1 pseudogene is annotated in these 1,210 nt (G+C 52.3%); it reads right to left on the bottom strand.

Annotated features, from left to right (window positions below):
- Nucleotides 1–11: 11 nt before the first annotated feature.
- Nucleotides 12–1,172, bottom strand: a pseudogene (locus tag PsAD13_RS25400) (IS30 family transposase).
- Nucleotides 1,173–1,210 lie beyond the last annotated feature (38 nt).

Genomic DNA, 1,210 nt, shown 5'->3' with positions numbered 1-1,210 from the left:
TGGCGGTGGATTCAACTGGTCGCGGCAACACACTGTGAGAACTTCTCAGCTGGGGTTTGATATTGCAAGGTCTTGCGGGGTCGTTGGTTGAGTTGCCTTGCGATTGCATCAAGTTCAGGCTGCGTGTGTACAGATAAGTCAGTACCTCGGGGCAAATACTGCCGCAGCAAGCGGTTCGTGTTTTCGTTTGATCCGCGTTGTCACGGTGAATTTGGGTCGCAGAAGTATACAGCAACATCCGTTACTAATGTCAGGCTTAGATGATCTGCCATCTCCTTGCCTCGATCCCAAGTCAATGATTTGTAAAGCTCTTTCGGCAATTTGTGGGTGTGTTTGATCAACCCGGAGATAACACTGCTCGTGTCTTTGTTGGCAACCTTGATCAACATGACATAGCGTGTTTGCCGCTCAACAAGAGTGGCGATATAGCTATTCTTGGATCCTCCGATCAGATCACCTTCCCAATGCCCTGGTATTGCGCGGTCTTCGATGCAAGCGGGCCTTTTGCTGATCGAAACGGCATCCTTAATTTGGCCTAGACTATTTCGTTTGAGGCTTGCGTGTCTGGACCGGCGTATCGTGCGTTTGGCACGCAGATGGTCCAGCAGTTCTTTCTTCAATACGCCGCGAGCCTGTATGTAAAGGCTTCGATATATTGTCTCGTGGGACACCTGCTTGTTTACGTCTCCTGGAAAGCTACGTTTGAGCCAGCCGGCAATCTGTTCTGGAGACCACTTGCTGCGCAGCTTCTCCGATACTGCGTGGTGCAATGAAGGATGACAAGCGAGTTTGCATGTCTTGGGCCGTAGAGCGCGGTCCCAGGCAGCCTGATCAGCCGCTGCTGCGCGATAAGTAACCCGACCTCCGTTGCGCTGTACCTCGCGACTGATCGTAGACGGAGTGCGGCTCAACTGGCGGGCTATAGATCGTAAAGGTGCGTTGATGCTGAGACCAAGCGATATCTCATCACGCTCTTTCAAACTCAGCGCCAGCTTACCACGATGCCGATCGGTAGGGCGGATGCCTCCGGTCGGAGAAATGACAGAAAACACCGAGGAGGACTGCCGGTCGAACACACGGCCAATCGAACTCATCGATTCTCCCCGCTGCCAGCGATCCCAAATCTCGGCTCGTTGTGCGGCAGAATAGTAAATACGGCGGCGATACGTCATGTCGAACACTCCATCTTTATTCAAAGATTAAAGTGTTG

The sequence above is a fragment of the Pseudovibrio sp. Ad13 genome, assembly GCF_001623225.1.
In the GTDB taxonomy this organism is placed as follows: domain Bacteria; phylum Pseudomonadota; class Alphaproteobacteria; order Rhizobiales; family Stappiaceae; genus Pseudovibrio.
Note: the sequence above shows the minus strand (reverse complement) of the source record. Positions and strands in the feature narration are given on the sequence as shown.